Genomic DNA, 23,922 nt, shown 5'->3' on the forward strand with positions numbered 1-23,922 from the left:
CTGACGTGATACAGAACGCAAAACTTATGGCGTCTTTTGCGCGCCGGTCAAGCCACCCGCGCGCAAGGCACCGTCCAGCAGGGCGGCCGGCAGTTCCATGGGAAAGGGCCCGTCGGTCCACACCAGCACGCAGCGCACCGTCCGGCCCGAGTAGATCGCCGCCAGGGCCGCCCGGTAGGCGGCCATCTGGCGAAGGTAGACCGCCGGCACCCCGTCGATGCTGCGCGGCGGCGGGCGGTTGGTCTTGAAGTCGGCGATCCACACGGTGTCGCCGGTCACGGCCAGCCGGTCGATCTGTCCCGACAGGGCGCGCCCGCCGACCACGCCGACCACCGGCACCTCCGCCCGGCTTCCCGGCCCGAACAGGTGGGCGAACACGGGGTCGGCCAGCACCGCCAGGGTCTCCGCGGCGATCGCCTCCTGCTGCGCCGTGTCCAGCCCGTGGCCGGCCCCGGCGAGGTAGCGGCGGCAGGCCGGCCCGCGGGCCTCGGCCGGAAGATCGGGGAGCGTCTGCAGCAGGCGGTGCACCAGCGTGCCACGGCGGAAGCGCAGCCCGTCGTCGTCCCCGGCCAGGGGGGAGCGGACGGCGGGCTCCGCCGCGTCGGGACGCGACGGGGTGAGCGGGCGCGACGGCTCCGGTTCCTGGGGGGCGGGGGCGGCCGCCCAGGGGGGGAACGGATGGCCGCCCGCGCCGCCGCCGGCGGTGGCGCCGTCGTCGTGCGGCGCCACAGTCTGCTGGTCGGCCAGGCGCCAGCCCTCGCCGGCCCAGCCGTCGGGACAGGCGGTGGAGAAATCGAACGGCTGCGGCGCGCCGATCTCGCGCAGCGCCGCCTCGACCAGGCGGTACCAGCTTCCCGGCGCCGGGTCCTTGCGGCCCTGCCAGCCGCAGACGTAGAGCCGGTCCTCGGCCCGGGTCAGCGCGACGTAGAGGAGGCGGCGGTACTCCTGGTCGCGGCGGCGGTTGGCCCGGGCGCGGGCCGCGGCGCACAGCGCGTTCTCCTGGCTGCGGCGCGGCGTGAACAGCGGCACCGACTCCCCTCCGTCGCCGTCGGGCCAGAGGATCGGCGGGCTCTGGACCGGCGTGCCGCAGGTGTCCGGCAGGAAGACGACGGGCGCCTGCAGGCCTTTCGAGCCGTGCACGGTCATGATGCGGACGTGGCCGCCGCCCTGGTCCAGCTCGCGCTTGATCTCGGCCTCGCTGGCCGCCAGCCAGGCCAGGAAGCGCTGCAGCGACGGCGCCTCGGTGCGTTCGTAGGCCAGGCACACGGCGAGGAACTCGTCCAGCGGGTCCAGGGCGTCGGGGCCGAGCCGGCGCAGCACCGCCCGCCGCCCCGATCCGGCGTCCGCCGGGCACGGCGCGCTCAACACGCCCGCGAACAGTTCGTAGGGCGGAACGAAGTCGGTCCGGGCCAGCAGGTCGCCCAGGAAGCGCCGTGCCGGCCGGAACGCGGGGGTGTGCTCGGCGTGGGCCAGCAGGGCCGCCCACACGGTGCCGCGGCGGCCATGGGCCAGGGTGAACAGCTCGTCCTCGGTCAGGCCGATGAGCGGCCCCTTGAGCACCGTGGCCAGCGTCAGGTCGTCCTCGGGCAGCAGCAGGAAGTCGGCCAGCGCCATCAGGTCCATGACGGCGAGCTGCGCGGTCAGCGCCATGCGGTCGACGCCGGCCACCGGCACGCCGCGCTCCTTCAGCGCCCGCACCAGCTCGCCCACGAAGGCGGTGCGCCGGCGCACCAGCACCATGATGTCGCCCGGCTGCACCGGCCGGCCGCGGGCCGCAAGGGTCTCGCCGCGCGCCAGCCAGCCGTGCACCGTCCCGGCGATCACCGCCGCCAGGCGGGCGGAGGGCGAATCGGCCGATTCCCGCGCCACCGGGGGCGCCCAGGGCGGCGGGTCCGGCCGGTCCTGCGGCGTCACCGGCGGCCACAGCTCCACCAGCCCGGCGTGGCCGCGGCGGAAGGCGCGGTGGCGGATGGACGGATGGGCGTCGGACACCACCCCGTCACCGGCCTCCGGGCGGGCGAAGACGGCGTCCACCGCGCGCAGCACCGCGGCGGTCGACCGGAAGGAAATGTCGAGGTCGACCTGGGCCCACGGGCGTTCCGCATCGCGCACGCGGGTCTCGAAATGCCGGCGCATGCGCGCGAACTCGGCGGGGTCGGCGCGCTGGAAGCTGAAGATCGACTGCTTCTCGTCGCCCACCGCGAAGACCGTGCGCCGCACGCCGCGGGCGTCGGCGGCGCCGGCACCGGCGAAGAAGTCCTCGGCGAGGGCGGCCACCGCCTGCCACTGCTCGGGGTTGGTGTCCTGGGCCTCGTCGATGAGGATGTGGTCGAGGCCGCCGTCCAGCTTGTAGAGCACCCACGCCACCGCCGGCCGGCCGTCCCGGCCGCGCAGCAGGCGGTTGGCGTGCAGGATGAGGTCGTCGTAGTCGAGCAGGGCGCGCGCCCGCTTGCGCGCGGCATAGGCCGCCACCAGCGCGTCGGCCAGGGTGAGGAGGGCCGCGGTGGACGCCGCGACACCGGCCGCCTTCACCCGCTCCTGGACGGCGACGAGCCGTTCGGCCTCGGCCTCCAGGGCCTGCAGGGCGGCGGGGAAGGCGGTGGCCGGCTTCTTGGTCAGCAGGGTCTTGCGCGGCTCGCCCTTGTCGGTGAGGAACCACGCGGTGTAGGCGGCGAAGCCGGCGGCGCGGCGCGCCGCGGCGTCGAGCCAGCCCTGCACCCCGATGCCGCGCTCCTGGTCCTTGGCCGAGCCGCCGGCCAGCGCGGCGCAGGCCGCGCGCAACCCCGGCGCGTCGAAGGCGTCGTCCCGGCAGGCCGCGGCGAGCAGCTCGGCCACGGCGATCCCGGGTCGCACGCCCAGCGCCCGGTGCACCGCGGCGACGGTGCCGTCCAGCCCGCCATGGGCCGCGAACAGGCGCTCCAGCCGGCCGCGCTCGCCCGCCAGCTCGGTCATGATGGCGGCGAAATCGTCGGCGGCGAGGTCCGCGGTGAGGCGGGCGAAGGCGGCGCCCAGCGGCGTGCCCGGGGCACGGCGCGCGTCCAGCAGCATGGCGTCGCGGGCGTCGTTCAGCAGGCCCGCGGCGGCGCGCTCGTCCATCACCTCGAAATGCGGCGCCAACCCCGACTCCAGCGGAAAGCGGCGCAGCAGCGACTGGCAGAAGGCGTGGATGGTCTGGATCTTCATGCCGCCCGGGCAGTCGACGACGCGGGCGAACAGACGGCGCGCCGCGGTCATCGTCCCGGCCGAAGGACGGACGCCGCACAGCGCCGCCAGGCGGTCCTCCAGTGCTGCGTCCGGCACCGTCGCCCAGTCGCCGAGCGTGCGGTTGATGCGGTTCGCCATCTCCGCCGCCGCCGCCTTGGTGAAGGTCAGGCACAGGATGCGCGCCGGCGCCGTGCCGGCCAGCATCAGGCGCAGCACGCGGTCGGTCAGGACCTTGGTCTTGCCCGACCCGGCCGAGGCGCCGACCCACACCGAGGCGTCCGGGTCCGACGCGCGGCGCTGCGCCACGTTGGGATCGAGCGGCCGCTCGCGCGCCGGCGTCGTGGGGTCGCTCATTCGCCCCCCCCGGCAGCGCCGGCCGACCATTCCTGGACGCGGGCGAGGTGCGCGTAGTCGGTGTAGCGCGGCGCCATGTCGGGCCGCGGGCAGGAGCGGTAGGGGGTCGCGGGGTCGTCGAAGGCGCGGATCAGCGCCTCCAGCCCGGCCCGGGCATCGGCCGCCAGCGCCGCCAGGTCGCCGTCGACCGGGCGCACCTCGCCCGGCGGGTCGCCACCGGCGAGGCGCCAGAAGGCGATCTCGGCGACCGCGCCGGCCGGCACGCCGGCGAATCCGCCGGCGGCGGCGATGGCCGCCTCCAGGGGAAGCTGGGGCGCGAAGCCCAGCGCGATGTCCCGCGCCGGCGGCGGCTGCCCGGTCTTGTAGTCGATGATCACCAGCCCTCCGGCACCGTCCCGGTCGATGCGGTCGGCCTTGGCGGTCAGGGTGAAGGGGCCGCCGGGCCCGGCCAGGGCCAGGGTGCCCGAGCACTCGGTCGCCAGCGTCGCCACGGTGCGGCGGCGTTCGGTCTCCAGCGCGACGAACCAGGCGGCGACCCGCTCGAAGCGGGGCCACCAGAACGCCCAGACGTCGGGATGGGTGTGCAGCAGGTCGCCGAACGACGCCCGCCCGCAAGCCAGCAGGCGCTCCATCGCGTCGGGCGGCAGGGCGTCGGGGTGGGCCCGGACGAACGCGTCCAGCGCGGCGTGGATGACCTGGCCACGCTCCGCGGCGCCGGGGTCGGCGGCGATCGGGTCGAGCCGGCGCAGCCCGAGGATGCGCTCGGCGTAGATGGCGTAGGGATCGCGCATCCAGGTCTCGACCCGGGTGACCGACAGCTTGCGCGGGCGCGCGGCCACCGGCGGGCGCGGTTCGGGCGGCGCGACCGAGCGCACCCGGTCGGGCTCGTCCAGGGCACGGGCGTAGGCCAGCCAGGGCCGGCCCGCCGCCTCGATCCGGTCCTCCAGCCCCAGGGCCTTCAGCACCGTCTCCAGCCGCAGCAGCCAGCGCGACGGCACGGTGGGCGTGCCCTCGACCCGCCCGGCCCGGGTCAGCACCACCTCCGGCGCACCGCAGGCCTGGGCGAAGTCGTGGGCCGACAGGCCGATCATGCGCTCGGGGCTGGGCAGGCCGAAGGCGCGGCGCATGGGCCGCGACATCCAGGGGTCGGCGGCCGGCTCGGGCGGCCAGGTCCCTTCGTTGAGGCCACCGAGGATGGTCAGATCGTGGTGCTGGAGGCGCGCCTCCAGCGGCCCCAGGATGTCGAGGCGGGGGTGGCGGCCGTAGCGCGGGCGCACCGGGCGGCCGGCCATCAACGCCTCCAGCAGCGCCGGGTAGTCGGCCCCCGGGATGGCGGGGAAGCCCGCCGCGGCGCGGCGCAGCTCGTCGACGAACGCGGCCGCGGCCTCGCCGTCGTCGTGGCGCCACAGCCGGTCGGCCCCGGCCTCCCCGGCGCTGCGGGCGAGCTGCTCGGCGAAGCCGACATGGGCGTCGAGCAGCGCGCCGAGGTCGCCCGGCGGCCCCTCCAGCCGGCTGGCGAAGGGCGCCGCCAGGCGCCCCAGCCCCTCCACCCATTCCAGCAGGATGGCGCGCTGCTGCGGATGCTCGAAGCGGTCGTCGTCGGCCGCCGCGAGGGCGGCGGCGAGGCCGGCGAAGCCGTCGCCCGGCCGCGGCCCGCGCAGCATCGTGCGCTCGAGCGCCCGGGCGGCGTGGCGGAAATCGGCGGGATCGCGGCCCCCGGCGGCCAGCGGGTGCTTGGCCAGCGCCAGGACCGCCAGGGGATGGGTGCGGCTCGCCGCGACCTCCGCGGTGAGCCGCAGGTAGGTGCCGACCGCCGTGTCGGCCAGCGGCCGGCCCGCCGAATCGTCGATCTCCACGCCCCAGCGGCGCAGCGCCATGGCGACCCGGCGCGCCAGGTTGCGGTCGGGGGTGATCAGGGCGGCGGTCCGCTCCGGCGTCTCCAGGGCGTGACGCATCAGCAGCGCGATGACCTGCGCCTCCTCCTCCGGGCCGGCCGCGTCGACGCGGGTGAGCCCGGCCAGCGCGCCGCCGTCCACGCCCTCCAGCGCCCGCCAGCCCTCGGTGGTGGCCGCCGGACGCATCGCCTCGGCCACCAGCCGGGCGCGGCCGGACCGGCCGTCGTGCGCGTCGGTCCACGGCCGCACCGACGCCCGCTCGACGCCCAGGCGGTCGAGCAGACGGGACAGCCCGTGCTGGGGGTGGGCCTCGTCGCCCCGGATCGCCTGCCAGGCCGCGTCGTCGCAGCCCTGGTCGAGGCCGGGCAGGATCACGGCGCCCCCGGGCAGCCCGGCGATCGTCGCCAAGAGGTCGGCGGTGGCGGGAATCGACCCGGTGGAGCCGGCGGCGATGACCGGCCCCGCCGGCGGCCGCTCCGTCCACAGCCGGCCCTGGGCCTCCAGCACGCGGTTGCGCCGGGCGGCCGGGTCGACGGTGCCGCTGCCGGCCAGGATCGCCGGCCAGTGGGCGGTGACGATCTCCAGGAAGCGCAGGGTGACCTGCCAATGCTCGGCGTAGTCGTCCGGCACCAGCCGGGCCAGCGCGGCGAAGTCCAGGCGTTCCGTCCAGACCTGGTCGATCAGCCGCCCGAGGTCGCCGCCCAGCCGCACCGCCTGCGCCGTGGTCGCCGCCACCCCCGGCGCGGCAAGCACGGCGCGGGCCAGCAGCAACTGACGGTGCGATCCCGAGACGGACTCCGGCAGGTCCAGGGCTTCGGCAAGGCCGGGCAGCTCCTCGGCGCCCAGCGTCAGGGCCTCGGCGTCGAGGTCGCCGAGCGGGCTGAGGCGGGGCAGCAGGGTCGGCCGGCCGCCGGAGCGGCGCAGGAAGGCCTCGCGCAGGGCGCGGCAGGCGCGCCGGGTCGGCAGCAGCACCGTCGCCTCGGCCAGCGCCAGCGGATCGTCGCCGACGCGCGCCACGATGCCGGCGGCCAGCGCGTCGACGAACGGAACCCCCGCCGGGATGGTGAAGACGCGGGGCGCCGCTTCCGGGGTCACGGCCAGAGCCAGCGGACGCCGGCGGTGTCGAGCAGGGCCTCGGCCTCGCGCAGGCCATCGGGCGTGCCGACGTGGAACCACGCGCCGTCGTGGGCGAGGCCCCACAGCCGTCCGGCCTCGTGCGCCCGGTCCCACACCAGGTTGGTGGAGAACGGGCCGTCGGGGCCGGCGGCGAACAGCTCCGGCTTGACGATCTGCACGCCGGCGAAGACGAACGGGGCGATCTCCGATTCGCCCCGCCGCGCCAGGCGCCCCAGCGGGTCCATGTGGAAGTCGCCGCGGCCCTCGTAGCCCACGGCGCGGGTGGTCGCCATCAGCAGCAGCAGGGCGTCCATGCGCTCGGGGTCCCACACGGTGGCGAGCCGGCCCAGCGCCGGCGTCGGCCCGTCCAGCCACAGGATGTCGGCGTTGACGGCGAACACCGGCGCGGCCCCGAGATGGGGCAGCGCCTTCCTGATGCCGCCCCCGGTCTCCAGCGGCCGCTCCTCCACCGACAGCACGATGGCGGGGGCGGTCCGCCCGGCGAGGTGGGCGGCAATCATCTCGCTTTTGTAATGAGCGTTGACCACGGCGGTTTCGACCCCGGCCGCCGCGAGACGGTCCAGGGCGTGGTCGAGCAGGGGCCGGCCGCCGACCGGGATCAGCGGCTTGGGCCGGTGCAGCGTCAGGGGGCGCATCCGCAGGCCGAGGCCCGCGGCCAGCACCATCGCCGCCCGCGGCGTGTGGGGCGTGTGCGGCGCGTCGTTCATTGTTACGGCTCCGGAACTACGAGGTCCGCGCGCAGATGCGGCGGCAGGTGACGATCGAACCAGCCGGCGACCGGGGCGAGCGCCGGGTCGCCCAGGCGGCGCTCCAGAAGGCGCCAGACCCGCGGCAGGTGGGCAAGGTAGGCGCGTTTGCCGGCCAGCGCCAGACGCACGAAGATCGCAACGATGCGGGCGTGGCGGACCGCCGCCAGCACCGCGTAGGCGCGCTGGAAGGCAGCCGCGTCGACCGCCGGCCGGGCGGCAAGGTAGCGCGCGACCATGCGCGCCGCGCGGTCGTCGGCGACGTCGCGCCGCGCGTCCTCCAGCAGGGACATCAGGTCGTAGGCGATGGGGCCGACCCCGGCCCCCTGGAAGTCGAGCAGGCCGGCGGCGCGCAGCCCCGGCCGCGGCAGCCGCATGAGGTTGTCGACGTGGTAGTCGCGCAGCAGCATCGAGGACGCCCCGCCGCACACCGGTTCGAGCACCGCCTGCCAGGCGGCCTCGAGATCGTTTCGGTGCCGTTCAGCCAAGGGGCGGCCCAGGGCGGCGGCCGGGTACACGTCGGCGAACAGCATGACCTGGTCGAGGAACAGGGCCGAATCGTAGCGCGGCAGCCCCAGCCGCGCCGCCTGCTCCAGCGCGAAACCGTCGTGGAGGGCCACCAGAACGTCGGTGGCGAGCGCGTAGAGCGCCTCCCCGTCGGCCCCCCCGTCGAGCAGGCGGGAAAATGTTTCGTCTCCGAAATCTTCCAGTATGGCCAACCCGGCGACCGCATCGGCGGCGTGGACCTGGGGGGCGGACAGGCCAAGCCCGTCGAGCGCCGCGCCGATGGCCAGGAAGGGCACGAGGTCCTCGTCCGGGTGGGGGGTGGCCACCAGGATCAGCGGCGCCCCCCCGGGCCGCTCCAGCCGCTCGTAGCGGCGTGCCGAGGCGTCGCCGGCCAAGGGTCGGCGCGCGGCGCCGGACAGGCCGTTGCGCTCCAGGAATGTTTCCACCGTGATCGTCGCGCTCACGGCGCGCCCCCGAGCGCCACGAGACGGCCGGCGGCGGCGCCGAACCCGGCGAGGGTGGCGCGCCGGGCGCCGGCGGTCGCGCCGGGGCCGAGGGTGAGCGCGAGGCGGTCAGCCGGCAGCCGTGGCCCCAGGCGGTCCGGCCATTCCACGACGGCGATGCCCGCCGCCGCCTCGTCCCAGCCGAGCTCCTCCACCTCGTCCGGCCCGGACAGCCGGTAGAGGTCGAAATGCCACAGCGGTCCGGCCGCGGTGTCGTAGGTCTGGACCAGGGTGAAGGTGGGGGACGGCACCTCGGCCTCCTCGTCGCCGGCCAGGGCGCGGATCAGGGCGCGCGCGAAGGCCGTCTTGCCGGCCCCGAGGTCGCCGTGCAGCGTCAGCACGTCGCCGCAGCGCAGCAGCGGCGCCAGGCGGCGCGCCAGCGCCACGGTGGCGGCCTCGTCGGCCAGATCGAAGGTGCGGGTGGGGGAAACGGCGGATGACGGCATGATCGCCGATTTTGGAGGAACGGGCCCCGGCGCCGCAAGGACGCGTTGCGCCGCGCCGGCGTGCGATGCGACCGGAGGTCCCCGGAGGTTGGGCGCGGTGTCCGTCAGGCCACCGCCGGCACCAGCCGCGGCGGCTTGCGGAAGTTCATGGTGATCATCAGGGCGAGCGCGCCGCCGATGACGTGCAGGTTCTTGTCCGACTCCGCCGGCAGCGGGATGCGCCGGCCCATGCACCACGACACCAGGGCCGCCGCCACCTCCGTCTCGGGGACCGTGACCGGGGTCACCCCGCCATGGTCGTCGACCACGTCGAACTGCGTGCGGACGCCGTCCTCCTGGATGAACGACACGCCCTGGACCGTGCCGACCGGCAGCGCCTCGCGCCGGGTGCGGCGCCGGTCGAAGACGGCGCGGACCACCTCCTGGTCGGTGAAGACGAGGCAGCGGCATTCCTTCATGGCGGCGGTCCCGGCCGGGGGTGCCGGGCGCCCGTCGGCCCGTCCCATACCCATAACAATTGCCGCGAATTCGATTCAAATCAACAGCGCGGCGCGCATGGCGGTCGCACCCTGGCCGCGGGGACGCTCCCCGCTCCGCGCAGGCTTGATCGGAGGCGCGAAACCGGACATGTAGGACACCATCGCAACCCGTCGTCCCGTTCCGGAGTTCCCCATGTCGACCACCCTCCGCACCGATGTCGCCATCGTCGGCGCCGGCCCGACCGGCCTGTTCGCCGTCTTCGAGTGCGGGATGCTGAAGATGACGTGCCACGTCATCGACGCGCTGGACATGGTGGGCGGCCAATGCGCGGCCCTCTACCCGGAGAAGCCGATCTACGACATTCCCGGCCACCCCGCCATCGACGCCGCCGACCTCGTGGACAGCCTGGCCCGCCAGGCCGCCCCCTTCGCGCCGACCTACCATCTGGGCCAGCAGGTGCGGACGCTGACCCGCACGGCGGAGGACCGCTGGCTGCTGGAGACCAGCGTCGGCACGCGCATCGACGCCAAGGCGGTGGTCGTCGCCGCCGGGGCCGGCGCGTTCGGCCCGAACCGGCCGCCGCTGGACGGGCTGGAGGCGTTCGAAGGGACGTCGGTGTTCTACATGGTGCGCAAGCGCCAGGACTTTGCCGGCAAGCGCGTGGTCATCGCCGGCGGTGGCGATTCCGCGGTGGACTGGACGCTGTCGCTGGCCGACGTGGCGGAGAAGGTCTACGTGGTGCACCGCCGCGCCAAGTTCCGCGCCGCCCCGGAGAGCGTGGCGCGCATGGAGGCCCTGGCCCGCGACGGCCGGGTGGAGATGGTGGTGCCCTACCAGCTCGCCGGGCTCGACGGCGCCGACGGCCAGCTCAGCGCGGTGCGCGTCGCCACCCTCGACGGCGTGGAGAAGGCGCTGCCGGCCGACGCCATGCTGGCCTTCTTCGGACTGTCCATGAACCTGGGGCCGATCGCCGAGTGGGGCCTGGGCCTGGAGCGCAGCCACATCGTGGTGGACCACGCCACCAGCGCCACCGACGCGCCGGGCATCTTCGCCATCGGCGACATCGCCACCTACCCCGGCAAGCTCAAGCTGATCCTGTGCGGCTTCGCCGAGGCGGCGCAGGCCGCCCACGCCATCCACGCCCTGGTCCACCCCGGCGAGGCGCTGCACTTCGAGTATTCCACCAGCAAGGGCGTTCCCGGCGCGTAAGGGGCGCGCGTCAAAGAAAAGGGCCGCTCGATGGAGCGGCCCGAGGTGCGCGGTGACGGGAGGGACGGCGAAGCGCTGGGTCAGCCGTCCTCGTCGTCCGGGGCGCCGGCCGGGCCGCCCGGCGCGCCCGGGCCGCGCTTCGGTCCGTCGCCACGCCCGCCGAAGGGGCCGCGCTGCATCATGCTGTCGACCATCTTCTGCTGGTCGGCAGAGAGCTGGCCGTACATCTCCTTGGCGGCCGGGACCACCGTCTCCATCTGCGTGGCACGGGCCGACATCATGGTCTGCATGCGGTCCAGGCGCTCGGGCAGGGTGGCCGGACGCGGCTGGTCCTTGATCTGGTCGCAGGCCGTGGCCAGCGGCTCCTGGCTCGCCCGCACGGTGTCGGCGAACTTGGTCCAGGCGGCCTCCTGCTGGCTCGTGATGTCCAGCTTTTCCTTGGCGAAGGCGAGCATGCCGGCGACGCGCGCCTCCTGGTCGTCGCACATCCGCATGACGCCGCCGGGGCCGCCGTGACCGAAGCCGCCGGGGCCGAAGCCGCCGTGGTGCATGCCGCCGGGACGGGCGCTGGCCGCCATCGGCACGGCGACGGCGAGGCCGAGGCCGAGAACGGCGGCGGTGAGGGCGAAGCGTTTCATCGTGGGGGTCTCCCTGGTTCTGGAGGGGCGCCGAGGCTCCGGCGGTCCCGATGACCCTGATCCTGGGGTCGCAAGTTTGCCGGTTCATGTCCGCCGGCGGGGCGATTGGTAACAGTGTGTAACCATGCGGCCCGCGGTAACGTCGCGTAACACTTTTCCCCTTAACCCGCCGGCCCGGCCGGCCGATGATCGGAGTGCCGCCGCACGGGACGGGGCCTCGGGGAACGACCATGGACCGCACGCCGCACCTGCTGGTCGTCGACGACGACCGCGACATCCGCAGCCTGACCGCACAGTTCCTGACCCGTCACGGCTACCGCGTGACCGCCGTGCGGGACGGGGCGGAGATGCTGAAGACCCTCGAGGCGGCGCGGGTCGACCTCGTCGTGCTCGACCTGATGCTGCCGGGGGAGGACGGCCTCAGCCTGTGCCGGCGGCTGCGCGCCACCTCCGCCATCCCCATCGTCATGCTGACGGCGATGGGCGAGGAGACCGATCGCATCGTCGGCCTGGAGATGGGCGCCGACGACTACCTGGCCAAGCCGTTCAGCCCGCGCGAGCTGCTGGCCCGCATCAAGGCGGTGCTGCGCCGGGTCAACGCCCCGCCGGTGGCGGCGGCCGATGGCGACCCGGCCAAGGTGCTGCGCTTCGAGGGCTGGACGCTGGATCTCACCCGCCGCGAGCTGCGCTCGCCCGACGGGGTGCTGGTTCAGCTCTCGGCCGGCGAGTACGACCTGCTGGTGGCGTTCGCCGAGCACCCGCAGCGGGTGCTGAACCGCGACCAGCTCCTCGACCTGGCGCGCGGCCGCGCCGCGGTGCCGTTCGACCGATCGGTCGATGTCCAGGTCAGCCGCCTGCGCCGCAAGATCGAGCCCGACCCGGCCGACCCCACGCTGATCAAGACGGTGCGCGGCGGCGGCTACCTGTTCACCCCCGCGGTCAGCGCGGGGCGTGCGTCGTGACCGCCATCCTGCGCCGCATCCTGCCCGACAGCATCGCCGCGCGCACCGCGCTCACCGTCGTGGTGGCGCTGCTGCTGACCCAGCTCATCAGCGCGCTGGTCTACCTGGCCGACCGGCGCGACGGGCCGCCGGCGCACAACCCGCGGGTCCTGGTGCAGCGGGTCGCCGCCATCGTGCAGCTGGTCGAGGCGACGCCGGCCGCGGAGCGGCCGCGGCTGGTGCGGGCGCTGGACGACCCCATCCTCGGCGTGGCGTGGAGCCGCGAGGAGCCGCGGATGCGCGAGCAGCGCCACGGCTTTCCGTTCGAGGCGCTGCGCCGCCGCATCCGCCAGGCGCTGGACGACCCGGACCGCGAGGTGCGGGTGGCCATCCAGCGCCCGCCCGCCGGGCTGCTCGGGGCACCGCCCCTGCAGCGGCGCGACGAACCCCATTGGGTCGGCGACGCCCGCCTGTCGGTGCGCCTCGGCGACGGCTCCTGGCTCACCTTCGTCTCCGGGGACCCCTCGGCGGCGGCGTTCCGGCTGCTGCGCTTCGGCCTGTGGATGGCCGGCATCGTCGCCATGATCGTCGTGCTGTCGCTGCTGGCGGCGCGGCGCCTGACGGCGCCGCTCGGCCGCTTCGCCGGGGCGGCCGAGCGGCTGGGCGTCGACCCCGAGGCGCCGCCGCTGGAGGAGTCCGGCCCGCGCGAGCTGCGGGCGGCGATCCAGGCCTTCAACCGGATGCAGGAGCGCCTGCGCCGCTTCGTCGACGACCGCACCCAGATGCTGGCCGCCATCAGCCACGACCTGCGCACGCCGCTGACCCGCCTGCGCCTGCGCGCCGAGCTGGTCGAGGACGCCGACATGCAGCGCCGCATGCTGGCCGACCTCGACGAGATGCAGGCGATGATCGCCGCCACCCTGGCCTTCGCCCGTGACGACGCCAAGCGGGAGCCGCGCGGCCCGCTCGACCTCGCCGATCTGCTGCAGAGCCTGGTCGAGGACCGCACCGACGCCGGCCACGCCGCCGCCTATGCAGGGCCCGCCCACGCCACCGCCCAGGGGCGGCCGGTGGCGCTGCGCCGGGCCTTCGCCAACCTGATGGACAACGCCATCGCCTATGGCGGCGGCGTGCGCGTGCGGCTGGAGCCGGAAGACGGCCAGGCCCGCATCCTGCTGGACGACGACGGTCCCGGCATCCCGGAGGCCGAGTTCGAGGCGGTGTTCGCCCCCTTCCACCGCCTGGAGCGCTCCCGCTCGCGCGACACCGGCGGGGTCGGCCTGGGCCTGTCGACGGCGCGCACCATCGTGCGCGGCCATGGCGGCGACATCGCCCTGGCCAACCGGCCCGGGGGCGGGCTGCGGGTCAGCGTGGTGCTGCCCCTGTAGGGACCCCTGAAGGACCGTCGGCGGCGGACCGCGCGTTCTGCGGCAGGATCAAGGTGACGGTCGCGCCGCCTCCGTCGCCGTCGTTGCCGCCGCCCAGCACGACGCGGCCGGCCAGCGGGCCGGTCACGACGTTGTAGACGATGGTCAGCCCCAGCCCCTTGTGGCCGCGGCTGCGGGCGGTGGTGAAGAACGCATCGAACAGGCGGCCGCGCAGGTCCGGCGGCACGCCGGGTCCCTCGTCGCGCACCGCGAGCGACCAGGCCGGGCGGCCTTCGAGCGCGGTCGCGGCGACCGCCACGGTGACCGCCCCGCCCGCCACCCCGGGATAGGCGTGGGCGGCGGCGTTGGCGAACAGCTCCAGCAGGGCGCGTTCCAGGTGGACCCGCGGCCCCCGCCACGGGCACGGCCCGGGGCCGGTGACGGCGACCCGCAGCCGGGCCTCGGGGTGGTCCATGGCGAACAGGGCGGCGGCGTGGTCCGCCGCGTCGGCCAGGTCGAGCGTTTCCACGGGTTCGCTGCCGGCCCCCGCGGCGATGGCGGTGAACGCCTCGACCAGCGCCACCGCGCGCACCAGGTTCGCGCGCAGCAGGCGCGCCGGCTCCATCAGGTCGGCGGCCGCGCCGCGGTCCGGGGTGTCCGCCAGCGCCTCGATGTGGCTGGCGGTGGTGACGCAGATGCCGAGCGGTGTGTTCAGCTCGTGGGCCAGCCCGGTCACCGCCTGGACGACGCCGCGGTGGCGCGCCAGCTCGGCCTCGGCGGCGCGCATCCGGCCCTCCAGGTCCTCGCGGGCGAGCCGGTCCGAAGCGTCGCGGACCTTGCGGCTGAGCTCGCGCAGGAGCTTGCCCAGCAAGTCCGGAGAGGGGGCAATCACCTCCAGGAAGGGCGCGCGCTCCAGCACGAACAGGCGCAGCGGGGTCGCCGCGACCACGGTGGCGGAGCGCGGGCCGCCGTCGATCAGCGCCATCTCGCCGAAGCAGTCGCCGGCGCCGCGGCGCGCGACCTCCACGGGATGGCCCGCGGGGTCCCGCCGCAGCACGCTCACCACGCCGTCGAGGAGGACGTACAGGGCGTCGCCGTCGTCGCCCTCGCGCACCAGCACCGTGCCGGCGGTGGCCGTGGCGACGCGGCCGCGCCGCGCCAGGGCGGCGCGCTCGTCCGGCGTGAAGCTGTCGAAGAGGGGAATGCCGTCGAGGGCGCTCGACGGCGCCGGCGTGTCCAACAGGCGGCCTCCGGTGCGGAACCGCGGCAGCATACCCCATCGCGGCGCCGGCTGTCGCGCCGGGCGCGGCGCCCCGGCTCAGCCGCCGGCGAAGCGGCGCACCGGTTCAGCCGCCGGCGAAGCGGCGCACCGTGCGCCGGACCGCGTCAACGTACGTGCCGCCGAACAGCCGCACATGGACCAGCAGCGGATAGAGGTTGTAGACGTCGCACCGCACCTCGAAGAAGCCGGGGCGCAGCGGCCGGATCTCGCCGTAGCGGCGGAAGAACGGCTCGCCGAAGCTGGCGAACAGGGTGGCGAAGGCCAGTTCGATCTCCGGGTCGGCGTGGTAGAGCGCGGGGTCGATGACCCCGGCGATGCGCCCGCCGCGGGCCAGCACGTTGCCGGCCCAGAGATCGCCGTGGATCAGCGCCGGGGCCGCCGGCGGACCGATCAGCTCGGGCAGGCGCGCGGCCAGCCGGTCCAGTCCGGCCATCAGGGCGCTGTCGATGCGGCCCTCGTCCAGCGCCGCGCGCGCCATGTACAGCAGGCGGCGGTCGCGCAGGAAGGCAATCCAGTCCCCGTCCTCGCCGTTGGGCTGGGGCAGCGGCCCGATCACCGTGTCGCGGGGGAAGCCGTAGCGCGGGGCGGCGATGCCGTGCAGGGCGGCGACCAGCTCCGCCGCGTGCTCCTGGGCGGCCGGGCCCAGGGCGTCGCCACCCTCCACCAGGTCCATCAGCAGCATCCGGTCGTCGCCGTGATGGACCGCCGGCACCGGCAGCCGGCTGTGCGCCGCGAGGTGGCGCAGCATGAACGCCTCCGGCTCCAGCCCGCGCCCGACCTTGGCCGCCAGCACACGCCCGTCGGCCAGCCGCAGGCGCAGCAGGACGGCGTTGTGGCCCCCCGACAGCGGGGCCACGGCGGCGACGGCGCTGCCGGTGGCGCGCGCCACCGCGGCGCGGAGGTCGCTGGGGAATCCGGGGTCTCCGGCGGTCACCGACGGTGTCCCTTCCCCATCAGTCCAGGGTGCGGCGGATGTGGTCGAGAAGGCCGCGGGCGCCCCGCTCGACCAGGTCGAGCACCTCCGTGAAATGGTCGCCCTCGCCGTAGTACGGATCGGGCACCTCGCGCCGCGGCGCCGACGGGGCGTGGTCGAGGAACAGCCCGACCGCGGCGGTGGCGTCGGCCGGCGCCATCCGGCGCAGCTGGGCGAGGTGGCCGCCGTCCATGGCCAGGACGTAATCGAAGGCGCGGAAATCGCCGGGGGTCACCTGGCGCGCCCGCAGCCCGGACAGGTCGACGCCGCGCCGCCGCGCCGCCGCCACGCTGCGCGGGTCCGGCGCCTCCCCGACGTGGTAGCCGCTGGTGCCGGCGGAGTCCGCGGCGATCGCACCGTCGAGACCGGCGTCGCGCACGGCGTGGCGGAACACCCCCTCGGCGGTCGGCGAGCGGCATATGTTGCCGGTGCACACGAACAGCACCCTGATCATCGTCTCCCTCCGTCTGCGGTGGCCTCTGCGGCGGCCTCTGCGCCGCGCCCGTCCCCGCCCCCGTTCCCGCCGCCCGGGGGGCTTCCTTGCGCGGCGGGCGCGTGCCATGCTCGGCCGCCACCGCAGGTCTACCATACCGGCCCCGAGGTGCCCATGCTCCAGCGCGACGCCTCCATCCTCGTCCTCACCGGCGCCGGGATCTCGCGCGAGTCCGGCCTCCACACGTTCCGCGACGCCGACGGGGTGTGGGCGACGGTGCGGCTGGAGGACGTCGCCACCCCCGAGGCGTTCTCCCGCGATCCCCGCGGGGTGCACGCCTTCTACAACGCGCGGCGGCGCCAGCTGGCGGCACCGGAGGTGCGGCCCAACCCCGCCCACCTCGCCCTGGCCGAGCTGGAACGGCGGTGGGCCGGTCGCGTGCTGGTGGTCACCCAGAACATCGACGACCTGCACGCACGCGCCGGCAGCCGCAACCTGCTGCCCATGCACGGCGAACTGCTGAAGGCCGTCTGCGTCCACTGCCGCACCGTGGCCGGCTGGGCGGGCGACCTGTCGGTCGGCGACGTCTGCCCCGCCTGCGCCCGGGCCGGCGGCCTGCGACCCGACGTGGTGTGGTTCGGCGAGATGCCCTACGGCATGGAGCGCATCCAGGAGACCCTGGCCGACTGTGACCTTTTCGTGTCCATCGGCACCTCGGGCAACGTCTATCCCGCCGCCGGCTTCGTGGCGGAGGCCAGCCACCACGGCGCCCATACGGTGGAACTGAACCTGGAGCCCTCGGCCGGTGCAACGCGCTTCGCCGAACGCATCCATGGCCCGGCGTCGGCGGTGGTTCCCGCCTTCGTGCACCGCCTGCTCGCCGCCGTGTGACGCCCCGCCCCGCCCCACCGCCCGCGCGAATTTCCGGAACCCATCGGCGCCCGCCCTGTTGCTGGCCAACGTCGACGGAACAACGCGAAGGAGCGAATGCGATGCTCAAGCAGACCATGACCGCCACCGCCGCCCTGATGCTGGCCCTCGGCTTGGCCGCCGCCCCCGCCACCGCGGAAGGCATGAACGACGAGGCCGCCGGCGTGGAGACCAACACCACCATGGGCGCCGACGAGGGCATCCTGGACAGCAACGAAGGCTATGCCGAGGACGAGGGGCTGATCGAGAACGACGGCTACGCCGAGGACGACAGCCTGATCAGCGACGAGGCGGAAGCCGAGATGGGCGATTCCGGCCTGTTCGACGACGAGACCGAGGTCGAGGTCGAGGAATAATCCGCCGCCCGGTCACTCGGGGACGGCAAGACGAAGGCCAGGGGCGCCGCCCCTGGCCTTTTTTGCGTTTTAAACGAGCCGGGGAACACGGAAGCGTCCGCTGGCGTTTATTGCGCGGATCTCTTGCGACACACCCTCACAAAAGGAGCCCTTTCCATGCGGAAGGCTTTCCCGACCCTGCTCGCCGCCACGGCTCTGACGTTCGCCTTCGGGATTCTGCCGGTGTCCGCCGGCACCGCGACCGGTTCGGCGGACGCCGCGACAGCGACCGAGAACCCGGCACCCGTCCAGGAATCCTGGATGGCCGGCCCCGCGAAGGCGCCCCCCTCCACCGCCGAGGACCCGTCGAGCGCCGAGGCGGTCGACGAGGCCGACGTGGAGGACGACGCGGCCGAAGAGGCCCCCGACCCTGAGGTCATCGCCCCCGACCAGATGACCGAGCTGCGCGACGAGACCTGGATCGATCCGGACGCCATCATCGCCACCGCGGCGCCTGAGGATCTCGGCGTCCAGGAGCACAAGGTCGAGATCTTCAAGCCGCTGGGCAGCGTCCAGCAGTCGTCGCCGGCGCTCGACGCGAAGTGACGCGCCGGGGGCCTTCGCCGGCCCGGCGCGAGCGCCGGGGCACCGCCCCCGGGGCCCCGCGTGGCAGCGCCCCCGGGGGTCGTCCCGGGGGCGGCCCCGGCGGCGGTCCCGGAGGGTGGCCGGTGCCCCCGGGGCCGCCGCCGCGGGTCAGCCGCGGTTCATGCGGTTGTCGACCAGTTCGTTGACCACGCCGGGATCGGCCAGGGTCGACGTGTCGCCCAGGGCCTCGTGCTCGTTGGCGGCGATCTTGCGCAGGATGCGCCGCATGATCTTGCCCGACCGGGTCTTGGGCAGGCCCGGCGCCCACTGGATCAGGTCCGGCGAGGCGATCGGGCCGATCTCCTTGCGCACCCACGCCACCAGCTCCTTGCGCAGCGCCTCCGACGGCTCCTCGCCGGCGTTCAGGGTGACGTAGGCGTAGATGCCCTGGCCCTTGAGGTCGTGCGGATAGCCGACCACCGCGGCCTCGGCGACCTTGGGGTGGGCCACCAGTGCGCTCTCCACCTCGGCGGTGCCCATGCGGTGGCCGGAGACGTTGATGACGTCGTCGACCCGCCCGGTGATCCAGTAGTAGCCGTCGGCGTCGCGCCGGCAGCCATCGCCGGTGAAGTACTTGCCGGCGAAGGTCGAGAAGTAGGTCTGGACGAAGCGTTCGTGGTCGCCGTAGACGGTGCGCATCTGCCCCGGCCAGGAATCGCCGATGCAGAGGTTGCCCTCGGTGGCCCCCTCCAGGAGCGCGCCGTCGTTGTCGACCACCTCCGGCTTGACGCCGAAGAACGGCTTGGTCGCCGAGCCCGGTTTCTGGCCGATGGCGCCGATCAGCGGCGAGATCAGGATGCCACCGGTCTCGGTCTGCCACCAGGTGTCGACGATCGGGCAGCGGCCGTCGCCGACCACGTTGTGGTACCACAGCCAGGCTTCGGGGTTGATGGGCTCGCCCACCGACCCCAGCACCCGCAGGCTGGCCCGCGAGGTCGCCTTGACCGGCCCTTCGCCCTCGCGCATCAGCGAGCGGATGGCGGTGGGGGCGGTGTAGAAGATGCTGACCTTGTGCTTGTCGATGACCTGCCAGAAGCGCGACACGTCGGGGTAGGTCGGCACGCCCTCGAACATCAAGGTGGTGGCGCCGTTGGCCAGCGGCCCGTAGATGATGTAGCTGTGCCCGGTGACCCAGCCGACGTCGGCGGTGCACCAGTAGACCTCGCCGTCCTTGTAGTCGAAGACGTGCTGGTGGGTCAGCGAGGTGTAGACGAGGTAGCCGCCGGTGGTGTGCAGCACGCCCTTGGGCTTGCCGGTGGAGCCGGAGGTGTAGAGGATGAACAGGGGGTCTTCGGCGCTCATCTCCTCGGGCGGGCAGTCGGCGGAGACGCTCGCCGCCTCCTCGTGCAGCCAGACGTCGCGGCCGGGGGTGACGGCGACGTCGCCGCCGGTGTGCTTGACCACCAGCACGGTCTTCACCCCGGGGGCGCCGGCCACCGCCTTGTCGGCGTTGGCCTTCAGCGGCACCTTGCGGCCGCCGCGCAGGCCCTCGTCGGCGGTGATCAGGAAATGGCTGTCGCAGTCGACGATGCGGTCCTTCAGGCTGTCCGGCGAAAACCCGCCGAACACGACCGAGTGGATGGCGCCGATGCGCGTGCAGGCCAGCATGGCGTAGGCCGCCTCGGGGATCATCGGCAGGTAGATGGTGACACGGTCGCCCTTCTTGACCCCGTGCTTCTTCATCACGTTGGCCAGCCGGCAGACCTGCTCGTGCAGCTCCTTGTAGGTGATCGACTTGGACACCGAGGGGTCGTCGCCCTCGAAGATGATCGCGACCTGGTCGCCGCGCGTCGCCAGATGACGGTCGATGCAGTTGGCGGAGACGTTCAGCGTACCGTCGTAGAACCAGCGGATGTGAACATCCCCGGTGAAGTCCACGTCCTTGACCTTGGTGAACGGCTTGATCCAGTCGACGCGCTTGCCCTGCTCCGCCCAGAAGGATTCGGGGTCCGAGATCGACTGCTCGTAAAGGCGGGCGTAGGCGGCCTCGTCCACCCACGCGGCCTTGGCGACGTCGGGATGGACCGGGAAGAAACTGTTGGTGTCGGTCATTGGAACGCGTATCCCCCGCTTGACTTCTGGTTGGGCCTCTCGGGCGCTCGGGCTCGGCCGTGCGCCGCCCCGTTTGGCCGGCATTATCCACACAACCCACAGCCGCCACAAGTCGCTCGGGATGCCGCGATGGGGGGTGCGAGCGGTTGCCGGAGCGGATTTTGCTGCAGCGCACAGTGCGCAGGGCGGATGGGGCGCGGGTGCGGTGCGGCCGGCACTGCGGCAACGTGCCGCGGGGGCGGGGCGGTGGCCAGCGCCCCCGCCTCCCCCTACCACGACGGAGCCACACTCACTTAACACACCCTTAACCGAGCGGGCGTAGCGTGACCGTCGTTCGATGTCCTCTCAGCACGGCGTTCCATGACCACCAGCACCACCGCGGACGGCACCACCGGCGGGACCGACCTGGCCAGCCGGCTGACCCAGATGACCAACCGCACCAATTTGATGGTGATCGACGCGACGTTGAACGCGCTGCCGCCGGGCGGCCCGCTCAACGCGGCGGGCCGGTGCGACACCGCCGCCGCCGAGGTGCGGGCGCTGGCCAGGCGCATGCTGCGGGCCACCGCGGACCTGGCGGAGACCATCGAGGCCGGGGCCGAGCCCGCCTGACACGCCCGGGCGGAGCCGGCTATACACCCCGCGGGCGGAGCCCGTTAGAAACCGACGCGGGCGGAGCCCGCCAGACTCCGGCGAAGGCGGAGCCCGCCGGGCGAGGCCGCGCGGCGCGGCGGCCGGTCACCCGCCGGTGGGGCCACCGTCGAGCCCGGCCAGGGCGCAGATGTGGGACCATTCGGCGTCGCTGACCGGGCACACCGACAGCCGCGACTGGCGGACCAGCGCCATCCCTTGCAGCCGCGGATCGGCCTTGATCTGCTTCAGGGTCACCGGGGTCGCCACCGGCCGCACCGCCCTCACGTCGACCATGCCGAACCGCCCCGCCGCATCGGCGGGATCGGGGTAAAACTCCCGCACCACCTCGACCACCCCGACGATCTCGAGCCCCTCGTTCGAGTGGTAGAAGAACGCCTGGTCGCCGACCCTCATCGCCTTCAGGTTGTTGGCAGCCTGGTGGTTGCGCACGCCGTCCCAATGGGTGGTGCCGTCGGCGACCATGCGCTGCCAGGAATACTTGAACGGCTCCGACTTCACCAGCCAGCGCGCCATGCCACCGCTCCTCAGTCCTTGGGGTAGACGCGGCGCCACGCGCGGATCTCGACGCGCTCGAACAGTCCGGCCTTGGCGTAGGGATCGGCGGCAGCGAAGGCCTCGGCGGCGGCGCGGTCGGCGCACTCGACGATCAGCAGGCTGCCGACCATGCCGGTGGCGTCGTCGGACAGCAGCGGGCCGGCGACGCGGATGCGCTCGCGATGGGCCTCCAGGAACTCCAGATGGGCGGCGCGGTTGGTGGCGCGCACGTCGGCCGACCCGGCCTTGTCCGTGCAATGGAACATGAACAGCATGGGACCTCCCTCCCCTTTCGGATGGGTGACCCTAGCGCATGCCCCGGCGGCGGGGAAGCGGCGAGGACCGCCGCCCGGGTCAGCGCGTCAGCATGGCGCTGTCCTTGCCGCACATCACGAAGACCTTGGCGTAGACCTTGAGCAGCGCCTGGATCAGCCCGTCGACCGGGGCGCTGCGCAGCGCCCCGGGATGGGCCGGGTCGACGTGCAGCACGGCGCTGTCGGGGGTGTCGTTGAACCAGGCGAGCGCGTGGATGCGGTCGGGGCGGAGCGCGTCGGGAAACGCCGCGTCCATCAGCCAGAAGCACTCGAAGTTGCGGCAGGACGGCGGGCGCTCGTCGTAGATGGTGCAGCCCGTGCCGCGGTCGCAGGCCTCGCACCAGCGCGCCGCCGGCTTCTTGCGCTCGGGCACCCCCATCAGCTTGCAGCACAGGGTGCAACTGCCGCAGGTCCGCTCCGCCGCCGGTCGGGCGGCGGTGGCGGCGGTGATCTCGGTCCCGGCGCCGGGTTTCGTGTCGGTCATGATGTCCTTATCCCTCCTCCTCGCGGAACGGCCGCGAGAGCAGGCCACGGATGGTGTCGTCGAGGCTGGCGCCGTGGTTCAGGATGGCGTCCACGGCCCGGCAGATCGGCATGTCGACGCCCCGCCGCCCGGCGAGCGCCACCACCGCCCGGGCGGTGTAGACGCCTTCGGCCACCGACCGGCGCTCCTCCAGGATGGCGTCGAGCGCCCGCCCCTGCCCCAGCGCCGCCCCCAGCGACATGTTGCGCGACTGCAGACTGGAGCAGGTCAGCGTGAGGTCGCCGAGGCCGGACAGCCCCATCAGCGTCTCGGCCCGGCCCCCCAGGGCCACGGCCAGCCGGGTGATCTCGGCCAGGCCGCGGGTGATCAGGGCGGCGCGCGCGTTGTCGCCAAGGCGCCGCCCCTCCACCACCCCGCAGGCGATGGCCAGCACGTTCTTGACCGCGCCGCCGATCTGCGCGCCGACCAGGTCGTCGGTCAGGTAGGGGCGGAAGGTCAGGCTGCCCAGGGCGTCGAGCAGCCGGGCCCCCAGCGCGGCGTCGGCGCAGGCGAGCGTCACCGCCGTGGGCAGGCCGCGCGCCACCTCCCCGGCGAAGGTGGGGCCGGACAGCACGGCCAGCGGGGTGCCGGCCGGCAGGGCGGTGCCGACCGCCTCGGTCATCAGCGCGCCGCTGGCGATCTCGATCCCCTTGGCGCAGACCACCGCCGGCGCGCCGCCCTTCAGGTGCGGCGCCAGGGCGGCGGCGGCGGCGCGCAGGTGCTGCGCCGGCGCGACCAGCAGCACGGCGTCGCAGGTGGCGAGGTCCGCCAGATCGGCGGTCGCCCGGAGCGCGTCGGGAAGCGGCACGCCGGGCAGGTAGTCGGGGTTCTCGCGGCGCTGCGCGACGGCGTCGACCACCGCCGCCTCGCGGGCCCACAGCACCGTTTCCCGGCCGGCGCGCAGCGCCGCCAGCGCCAGGGCCGTGCCCCAGGCGCCGGCGCCGACGACGCCGACCCGCCGAACGCACTCCGTCATGGCCGTCCCTCCCCTTGTCCTCGCAGCCCCGGGCCGCCGTCCCGCCGGCTATGGATAGGCGAGCCGCCCGGGCTCCGCAAAACAAACCGGCGTCTCATGCGTTGTACCTCACAGTCCGCCGATCGTCCCGGGCGGACCGAAAGAACGGAGACACACATGCTGCACCGCAAAACCCTCACCGCCACCCTGGTCGCCGGCGCCCTGGCCACCGCGCTCGCCGGCTGCACCCAGACGGGCTCAGGCCAGCAGCAGGGCGGCTTCGGCAACACCGGCGGCGGCGCGCTGCTGGGGGCCCTGGGCGGCGCCGCGCTGGGCGCCCTGTCGGGCGACGACGCCGTCGACCAGCGCCAGCGCGCCCTCATCGGCGCCGGCATCGGTGCGCTGGCCGGCGGTGCGGCCGGCTACTATATGGACAGCCAGGAGCAGCAGCTCCGCCAGGAGCTGGCCGGCACGCCGGTCGCCGTGCAGCGCCAGCAGGAGACGATCGTCCTGACGGTGCCCAGCGGCGTCACCTTCGCCCACGATTCCGCGACCCTGTTGCCCCAGGCGCAGCAGTCGCTGAACGAGGTGGCGCGGGTGCTGTCCGCCAACCCGAAGACCACCATCGACATCATCGGCTTCACCGACGCCAGCGGCGCCGACACCTACAACAAGACCCTGTCGCAGCAGCGCGCCAGCGCCGTCGCCGACTTCCTGATCAGCCGCGGCGTGCAGCCCGCCCGCATCCTCACCGCCGGCATGGGCGAGGCCAACCCGGTCGCCGACAACACCACCGACGAAGGCCGGGCCATGAACCGCCGGGTCGAGATCCGGGTGAACCCCTTCGAGCAGCCGACGGCGTAGG

General features: G+C 74.4%; 23 protein-coding genes. 8 read left to right on the forward strand and 15 right to left on the reverse strand.

The features are described 5' to 3' along the window. Positions 1-24: 24 nt before the first annotated feature. The 6 genes from addA to AC6H2I_RS20405 form a co-directional block, all read right to left on the reverse strand. Entirely contained in the window at positions 25-3,558 is a 3,534-nt protein-coding gene (gene addA, locus AC6H2I_RS20380; protein ID WP_497502532.1) for a double-strand break repair helicase AddA, read from the reverse strand. After that, positions 3,555-6,548, reverse strand: a complete 2,994-nt coding sequence (addB, locus tag AC6H2I_RS20385) for a double-strand break repair protein AddB (protein ID WP_497502533.1) — start codon at positions 6,546-6,548, stop codon at positions 3,555-3,557. Before addB ends, addA begins: the two co-directional genes overlap by 4 nt. Beyond that, positions 6,545-7,297, reverse strand: a complete 753-nt coding sequence (locus AC6H2I_RS20390) for a nucleotidyltransferase family protein (protein ID WP_497502534.1) — start codon at positions 7,295-7,297, stop codon at positions 6,545-6,547. The genes addB and AC6H2I_RS20390 overlap by 4 nt, the downstream gene beginning before the upstream one ends. 2 nt (positions 7,298-7,299) lie before the next feature. Continuing rightward, entirely contained in the window at positions 7,300-8,307 is a 1,008-nt protein-coding gene (locus AC6H2I_RS20395; protein ID WP_497502535.1) for an aminoglycoside phosphotransferase family protein, read from the reverse strand. After that, positions 8,304-8,792, reverse strand: a complete 489-nt coding sequence (gene tsaE, locus AC6H2I_RS20400; protein ID WP_497502536.1) for a tRNA (adenosine(37)-N6)-threonylcarbamoyltransferase complex ATPase subunit type 1 TsaE — start codon at positions 8,790-8,792, stop codon at positions 8,304-8,306. Before tsaE ends, AC6H2I_RS20395 begins: the two co-directional genes overlap by 4 nt. Positions 8,793-8,896: 104 nt before the next feature. After that, positions 8,897-9,250, reverse strand: a complete 354-nt coding sequence (locus AC6H2I_RS20405; protein WP_497502537.1) for a hypothetical protein — start codon at positions 9,248-9,250, stop codon at positions 8,897-8,899. Between the two features lie 214 nt (positions 9,251-9,464). On the opposite strand from AC6H2I_RS20405, the gene AC6H2I_RS20410 reads away from it, so the two are divergent. Beyond that, positions 9,465-10,481 carry an NAD(P)/FAD-dependent oxidoreductase gene (locus AC6H2I_RS20410; protein ID WP_497502538.1) on the forward strand — a complete coding sequence of 339 codons (1,017 nt, stop codon included), beginning with the start codon at positions 9,465-9,467 and terminating at the stop codon, positions 10,479-10,481. An 80-nt stretch (positions 10,482-10,561) separates the two neighbouring features. On the opposite strand, the gene AC6H2I_RS20415 is transcribed toward AC6H2I_RS20410, so the two are convergent. Beyond that, positions 10,562-11,119 carry a Spy/CpxP family protein refolding chaperone gene (locus tag AC6H2I_RS20415; protein ID WP_497502539.1) on the reverse strand — a complete coding sequence of 186 codons (558 nt, stop codon included), beginning with the start codon at positions 11,117-11,119 and terminating at the stop codon, positions 10,562-10,564. Between the two features lie 230 nt (positions 11,120-11,349). On the opposite strand from AC6H2I_RS20415, the gene AC6H2I_RS20420 reads away from it, so the two are divergent. Together AC6H2I_RS20420 and AC6H2I_RS20425 are read left to right on the forward strand one after the other, a co-directional pair. Next, entirely contained in the window at positions 11,350-12,081 is a 732-nt protein-coding gene (locus tag AC6H2I_RS20420) for a response regulator (RefSeq protein ID WP_497502540.1), read from the forward strand. Next, a complete protein-coding gene (locus AC6H2I_RS20425; protein ID WP_497502541.1) occupies positions 12,078-13,448 on the forward strand; it encodes an ATP-binding protein in 1,371 nt (456 codons plus the stop codon). The genes AC6H2I_RS20420 and AC6H2I_RS20425 overlap by 4 nt, the downstream gene beginning before the upstream one ends. Here the strand turns inward: AC6H2I_RS20425 and AC6H2I_RS20430 are convergent. The 3 genes from AC6H2I_RS20430 to AC6H2I_RS20440 form a co-directional block, all read right to left on the reverse strand. Further along, complete coding sequence (locus AC6H2I_RS20430; protein ID WP_497502542.1) at positions 13,426-14,667, reverse strand: cyclic nucleotide-binding domain-containing protein; 1,242 nt, start codon at positions 14,665-14,667, stop codon at positions 13,426-13,428. The two genes, AC6H2I_RS20425 and AC6H2I_RS20430, sit on opposite strands and share 23 nt — an antisense overlap. Positions 14,668-14,773: 106 nt before the next feature. Beyond that, on the reverse strand, positions 14,774-15,643 hold the full coding sequence (locus AC6H2I_RS20435; protein ID WP_497502543.1) for a fructosamine kinase family protein: 870 nt from the start codon (positions 15,641-15,643) through the stop codon (positions 14,774-14,776). 19 nt (positions 15,644-15,662) lie between these two features. After that, the gene (locus AC6H2I_RS20440) at positions 15,663-16,136 is read right to left on the reverse strand and encodes a low molecular weight protein-tyrosine-phosphatase (protein ID WP_497502544.1); all 474 of its coding nucleotides are present in this window, start codon (positions 16,134-16,136) and stop codon (positions 15,663-15,665) included. Positions 16,137-16,154: 18 nt separating this feature from the next. Here AC6H2I_RS20440 and cobB point away from each other — a divergent pair, with 18 nt between their 5' ends. The 3 genes from cobB (at position 16,155) to AC6H2I_RS20455 (ending at position 17,986) form a co-directional block, all read left to right on the forward strand. Beyond that, the gene (cobB, locus tag AC6H2I_RS20445; protein ID WP_497502545.1) at positions 16,155-17,006 is read left to right on the forward strand and encodes a Sir2 family NAD+-dependent deacetylase; all 852 of its coding nucleotides are present in this window, start codon (positions 16,155-16,157) and stop codon (positions 17,004-17,006) included. A gap of 101 nt (positions 17,007-17,107) precedes the next feature. Then, entirely contained in the window at positions 17,108-17,401 is a 294-nt protein-coding gene (locus AC6H2I_RS20450) for a hypothetical protein (RefSeq protein ID WP_497502546.1), read from the forward strand. 156 nt (positions 17,402-17,557) lie between these two features. Next, the gene (locus AC6H2I_RS20455) at positions 17,558-17,986 is read left to right on the forward strand and encodes a hypothetical protein (RefSeq protein WP_497502548.1); all 429 of its coding nucleotides are present in this window, start codon (positions 17,558-17,560) and stop codon (positions 17,984-17,986) included. A gap of 147 nt (positions 17,987-18,133) precedes the next feature. Here AC6H2I_RS20455 and acs read toward each other — a convergent pair whose 3' ends face one another. Then, positions 18,134-20,077: an acetate--CoA ligase gene (gene acs / locus AC6H2I_RS20460; protein WP_497502549.1), complete on the reverse strand. Its 1,944-nt coding sequence runs from the start codon at positions 20,075-20,077 to the stop codon at positions 18,134-18,136. A gap of 360 nt (positions 20,078-20,437) precedes the next feature. Between acs and AC6H2I_RS20465 the strand changes: the two genes are divergently transcribed. Continuing rightward, positions 20,438-20,689 (forward strand): hypothetical protein, encoded by a 252-nt coding sequence (locus AC6H2I_RS20465; protein ID WP_497502550.1) that lies wholly within the window; start codon positions 20,438-20,440, stop codon positions 20,687-20,689. A 126-nt stretch (positions 20,690-20,815) separates the two neighbouring features. Here the strand turns inward: AC6H2I_RS20465 and AC6H2I_RS20470 are convergent, their stop codons facing one another. The 4 genes from AC6H2I_RS20470 to AC6H2I_RS20485 all read right to left on the reverse strand — a co-directional run bounded on the left by AC6H2I_RS20470 (position 20,816) and on the right by AC6H2I_RS20485 (position 23,078). Further along, positions 20,816-21,244, reverse strand: a complete 429-nt coding sequence (locus AC6H2I_RS20470) for an EVE domain-containing protein (protein ID WP_497502551.1) — start codon at positions 21,242-21,244, stop codon at positions 20,816-20,818. Between the two features lie 11 nt (positions 21,245-21,255). After that, positions 21,256-21,540 (reverse strand): YciI family protein, encoded by a 285-nt coding sequence (locus AC6H2I_RS20475; RefSeq protein ID WP_497502552.1) that lies wholly within the window; start codon positions 21,538-21,540, stop codon positions 21,256-21,258. A 79-nt stretch (positions 21,541-21,619) separates the two neighbouring features. After that, a complete protein-coding gene (locus AC6H2I_RS20480; RefSeq protein WP_497502553.1) occupies positions 21,620-22,063 on the reverse strand; it encodes a hypothetical protein in 444 nt (147 codons plus the stop codon). Positions 22,064-22,070: 7 nt separating this feature from the next. Next, entirely contained in the window at positions 22,071-23,078 is a 1,008-nt protein-coding gene (locus tag AC6H2I_RS20485) for an NAD(P)H-dependent glycerol-3-phosphate dehydrogenase (protein WP_497502554.1), read from the reverse strand. Between the two features lie 156 nt (positions 23,079-23,234). Here AC6H2I_RS20485 and AC6H2I_RS20490 point away from each other — a divergent pair, with 156 nt between their 5' ends. Beyond that, positions 23,235-23,921, forward strand: a complete 687-nt coding sequence (locus tag AC6H2I_RS20490; RefSeq protein WP_497502555.1) for a YiaD family glycine zipper/OmpA-like lipoprotein — start codon at positions 23,235-23,237, stop codon at positions 23,919-23,921. Position 23,922: the final 1 nt, after the last annotated feature.

The organism is Azospirillum sp. NS33 (genome assembly GCF_059703765.1).